Annotated in this window: 3 protein-coding genes; 2 read left to right on the forward strand and 1 reads right to left on the reverse strand. The window is 64.0% G+C overall.

Annotation, left to right across the window (positions count from 1 at the left end; all coding sequences use genetic code 11):
* On the forward strand, positions 1 to 1,690 hold a 1,690-nt coding region (locus tag QQM37_RS10445), incomplete at its 5' end, for a gamma-glutamyltransferase family protein (protein ID WP_285727242.1).
* 23 nt (positions 1,691 to 1,713) lie between these two features.
* Here QQM37_RS10445 and QQM37_RS10450 read toward each other — a convergent pair.
* The gene (locus QQM37_RS10450; protein ID WP_285727244.1) at positions 1,714 to 2,436 is read right to left on the reverse strand and encodes a queuosine precursor transporter; all 723 of its coding nucleotides are present in this window, start codon (positions 2,434 to 2,436) and stop codon (positions 1,714 to 1,716) included.
* A gap of 577 nt (positions 2,437 to 3,013) precedes the next feature.
* Here QQM37_RS10450 and QQM37_RS10455 point away from each other — a divergent pair.
* On the forward strand, positions 3,014 to 5,262 hold a 2,249-nt coding region (locus QQM37_RS10455), incomplete at its 3' end, for a choice-of-anchor G family protein (RefSeq protein ID WP_285727246.1).

A 5,262-nucleotide genomic window follows, 5' to 3' on the forward strand; every position in this document is an offset into this window, starting at 1 on the left:
GGAGCCTCACCTCAACGGCCCCGGCGGCGATCTGGTCGGCATCTTCACCACCGCTGCAGACCCGGTTCCCCAGGTGCTCATGGGTCAGGGACCCGCGCCCGCACGCGCCACCCGGGAACACTATCTGGCCGAGGGCCTGGATCTGGTGCCGGGTTCCGGCGCCCTCGCCGCCGCCGTCCCAGGCGCACTCGACGCCTGGCTGATCCTGCTGCGCGATCACGGCACCTGGCCCCTGGCCGATGTACTCCGCTACGCCATCGACTATGCCCGCGACGGCCATCCGGTGGCCGCCGGCGTCTGCGCCACCATCGGCACGGTGCGCCAGCTTTTTGAGGAGCATTGGACGACGTCGGCCGCGCAGTGGCTGCCCGATGGCCAGGTTCCGGTGGCTGGCCAGCTGGTCCGCAATGAACCGTGGGCCGCCACACTGGAGCGCCTGGTGGCAGCGGCGAGCGCCGCCGAAGCGGCAGACCCCGAGCAGCCCAGAATCGCCGGAATCGAAGCGGCCCGCATGCTCTGGCGTACGGAGATCGCTGATGCCGTTGCGGACTTCATCCGCACCCCACATCGTCATTCGGACGGCGGCGAGCACGCGGGGGTGTTGGAAGCCTCGGATTTTGCGAGGTTCGAGGCTGGCTATGAGCCCGCCGTCAGTATCGAGTTCCGTGGTTACACCATCGCCAAAAGTGGCGCCTGGGGCCAGGGGCCAGCACTGCTGGAGACGCTGAATATTCTGGCAGGCTTCCCGGATGACCAGCTGGATCCGTCCACCGTGCGGGGAGCCCATCTGATCCTGGAGGCGCAGAAACTCGCATACGCGGACCGGGAGGCCTATTTCGGCGATCCGGCCGCCGCTTCCGGGGACCAGCCCGTTCCGCTGGGGGTGTTGCTGTCCGACGAGTACGCCGAGCGTCGTCGCGCGCTCATCGGAGAGGAGGCCAGCAGCGAATTCCGGCCCGGAACCATCGACGGACACACCCCGTTCCTACCGCCCTTGCGGACCGAATACTCCACTGGAGCGGACGGCCTGGGCGACACCATCGCGGGCGTCGGCGAGCCCACAGTCCGCGTGAGCCACCTCGTGATCGAACCCACCGGCGAGACGCGCGGCGACACCTGCCACCTCGACATCGTCGACCGCTTCGGCAACATCATCTCCGTGACGCCATCGGGCGGCTGGCTGCAGTCCTCGCCCTATATTCCGGCGGTCGGATTCTGCCTGGGCAGCCGCCTGCAGATGACCTGGCTCGAAGACGGCGGCCCGTCAAGCCTCACCCCCGGCAGGCGTCCACGCACCACGCTCACGCCGACGCTGATCCTCAAGGACGGTAAACCCCTGGCGGCGCTCGGCTCGCCGGGTGGTGATCAGCAGGATCAGTGGCAGTTGCTCTACCTGCTGCGCACTCTGGTCGGCGGCTACCGGCCGCAGCAGGCCATTGATGCGCCAGCGTTCCACACGACGTCCCTGGTGGGGTCCTTCTGGCCGCGGACTTGGCAGCCCGCGGGCGCCGTCGTCGAGGACCGTCTGGGCGAGGACGTCATCGCGGGCCTCGAGGCGCTCGGGCACAGGATCACCCGGGTGGGCGACTGGGCGCTGGGCCGGCTGTCCACTGCCGGTGTGAGCGACGATGGCGTCCTGTACGCGGCAGCGAACCCCCGGGGAGCGCAGGGCTACGCCACCGGGCGGTGATCCGGCCCAGGCCCCCAGCAAACCTAGGCCGCTAGGCCGTAGCTGGGCTCCCGCTTCTTGATCCAGCGGATCACCAGCGCCGTCACCGGCACCAGAATGTACTCCACAGCCGTCTTGTAGACGAACCCGGTGATGAAGTAGTTCAGGAAGCTTCCCGCGTCGGTGATGCCGATGACCGAGGCGGCAATGGAGCAGAAGATCAGGGTGTCCACGAGCTCCCCCACACCCGAGGAGCCCATCAGTCGCACCCAGAGGCGGCGTTCACCATGCCGGGCCTTGAGCCGGACCAGGATGAACGAGTTGATCAGCTGCCCTGCCAGGAACGCCAGCATGGATGCCAGAACAATGAGCGGAACCGGCCCCAGGGCCTCGGTCAGCGCCGCCTGCTTGGCCTTGCCGTAGTCATCGTCAAAGCCGGGCAGGATGATGATGATCCAGTAGGTCAGGGAGGCGAAGACTGACAGCGCAAAGGTGGTCAGAATCGCCCGGCGGGTGACCTTGAAGCCGTACACCTCGCTCATCACATCGCCCAGGATGTAGGCGAAGGGGAAGAGGAAGAAGCCACCGTCCGTGATGATCGGGCCTAGCTGGACGCCCTTGGAGGCACCGATATTGGACAGAATCACGATGACGGCCATAGCGGCGAGCAGGATGCCGAAGTAGCGGCTGCCCAGGCTGGCGTACTGCCGGACGGGTGTTGAGGTCTCTGACGGGACAACGGTGCTGGGGGATGTGGGGCTGGTCATGGGCGCGATCCTCGGTACGGTCCGCCGAACTCACCGGTTCATGGAGATCACGGCTGCGGCGGAGGGTATTGACACTCCAAGGCCCAGCTGCCCCTAGGCCGCTTCAAGTGTACGCGATGGGTCCGGACAGCCGTGAGCCCCCTCCTTGACTCGACCCTCTCGACCCGACGACGATCGTCATCTTTGGCCATGATCGAGTCATATTTCTGAAGCCCGACGATTCGCCGCTGGTGATGAATGATCAGATTTATAAACTTTCGTTATCATCCATGGCAGCGTGGGACAGATAATTCCTAACTTTGGGGTATTATCCCGCACACAGGAAATTCGCCCAATCTCCGCGTGTGACTGTATTTTCCTCCCTCTGGAGAAATATATATGATCGGCGATTCGATCAAAACCCGCGCCATTAAAGGGACTCGGCATGGAAGAGTCACTCCTCCTACTGTCCTACATTTGCCCGAATTGTGTATTTCCATCCGACGCACAAATTCCATTGACTCCTTGTTTATGCGGACCGTATGGTGTACACGGAGACACCCTCCCCCAAGGTCGCTCTAGAAATAAGGTCACGTCTATGAAAAATATCCCCCCGCCTCATTCGAGGCTGCTAAAAGGTCGCTCACAGCGAACTATTGCCAGATCCCTTGCCGTCCTGACGCTGGGTGCGCTCATCGCCGCTCCGCTGACCAGCACAGCCGTTGCCGCCCCGACTGATCAGTCAGAGGCTCAGGGACAGATCCTGCGCAGCAGCCTGCTCAGTGCCAGCCTGGCCGATCTGGGCACGGCAACCACCGGATTCCCCAGCAGTCCCGGCCCCTCGACTGGCGCTCTCAACGTGAGCGCCCTTTCGGCCCTTAACGTCAATGTTGGAAGCGTCGCTTTGCCGCTACTCAGCAACGGCACGAACAATGGCCTGCTCAACCTTGGTGGGCTGGGGGCGCTCAACAGCTACGCCTCTTCCCCGAACGGAACTACCTCCACGGCCGCCTCCGGTGCGGTGAGCAACACTGGCGTGATCCAGGTGAATCCGGGCAGCGGCGTGGGCACCAACCCCGCGTATGTCGATCCCACCGCTCTCCTCGGTCAGTTGGGTGTTCCTACCGCCGGAATTGTCGATCAGGCTCGTGTTGAACTGGGCGCTCTGGCTTCCAGCATCACGCAGAGCGGGAGCGCCGGCGCTACGCAGTACGCCATTGCTGGCCTCAACCTGAAGCTGCACAGCCCGCTGGTGGGGAACCTTGCTCCTCAGCTCGCCGCCGCGATCAACACAGCCACCACCCCGGTGGGCAACCTGGTAGCTACCGGTGGAGCGCTGGATACGCTGCTGAATTCGATCAGATCCGCAGCCACGGTCAACATTCTCGGCGCAGGTGTCACGGTTACCAGCGCCACCGCAACGATCAATGGCCTCAACACGGTTGGCACCACGGTGACCAATACCCTGCTGACCACTCCGCTGCAGAACACGACCGGATCGGTCAAGGTCAACCTGGCCGATGGCAGCATTCAGGTGGATCTGGCCAAGATCCTGCTGGAAAGCGGCACTGGCGATATCAACAGCCTGCCGCCGAACACGCAGGTTCTGAGCGCACCGGTGATCACCGCGATCCTCAACGGCGTGACAGATTCCATCAATGGTCTGTCCACTACGGTGGTCAACCTCACCAAGACGGCTCTGAACAACCTTGATGTCACTCTCAACCTCGGTCTGCAGGCACAGGCTCTGGCCACAGCAACCGGCAGCCTTGTAGTTTCAGGAAAGCTGGCGGATTTTGCGGGCACGTCCGGGAACGCACCAACCGTTGCCACCACCCTCGCAGTGAACGTTCTGGGCCTTGGCATCGTTGATCTCGGCCCCACCCTCAACGGCATCATTCAGCCGGTCGTCACGACGGCCATCACCAACACTGTCGGTCCGGCGATCAACGCCGCGCTGAACCTGGTCGGCACCAACCTGACGACGGCAGTTAACGGCCTGACCGGCCCGCTGCTGACCTCGCTGAGCCCCGTTCTGAACGGCATTCTGAATGACCTGGTTCAGCTGACGATCAATGAGCAGGACAATCCCACCGGTGACCTTGCACCCAGTTCCTTTACGGTGCGCGCTCTCTCCGTGGGTCTGCTGCCCAAGGGCGCAGCCGCGAAGGTAGGCCTGGCGTCGTCGACGATCCGCATCGGTGCCGCCGCACCCACCATCACCGCTGCACCCAACTCGCAGCAGGATGGCAAGACGGTTTCGGTCACGGGGACGAACTTCACCCCGAACCAGCCCGTTTCGCTCCAGCTGGTGGATGGCAGCAACAACCCTGTGGGTTCCCCGGTGACCGCGAATGCAGCCGGAGACGGCACGCTTCCCGCAACGTCGTTGACGATTCCGGCGGGGACCCCGGCGGGGACCACCTATAAGATCATCGCCACTCAGGGCACGTTGACGGCAAACACCCCGCTCACCGTGACCAACAACCCGCAGCTAGCTTCGACCAATACCGCCCCTGCTGCCGGAACGTCCACAGACGTCTCAGGTACCGGCTGGGTTCCCAACGAAGCGGTTACCGTGACGCTGGTTCATGCCGATGGCACTCCGGTGGCTGGGGCTTCCCCGGTCGTTGTTCCGGCAGCTTCGGTACTGGGCGATGGCAGCTTTGCACCTGAGGCCTTCCCGATCCCGGGAACCGCAACAGCGGGCAACTACAAGTTCGTAGGAACCCAGGCCAGCGGCCGCACCGCGGAGCTCGCACTGACTGTCGGGGCAAACCCGAACGGGAATGTGAATGCTTCCGCATCGGCGGCGGCATCAGCCAACGCGACGGCAGCGACCAACGC

Source organism: Psychromicrobium xiongbiense (genome assembly GCF_030271165.1).
Taxonomy (GTDB): Bacteria; Actinomycetota; Actinomycetes; order Actinomycetales; family Micrococcaceae; genus Renibacterium; species Renibacterium xiongbiense.

Bases quoted from the DNA above. Each gene is read 5' to 3' on its own strand.
- QQM37_RS10450 (WP_285727244.1), bottom strand. From the start codon at position 2,436: ATGACCAGCCCCACATCCCCCAGCACCGTTGTCCCGTCAGAGACCTCA.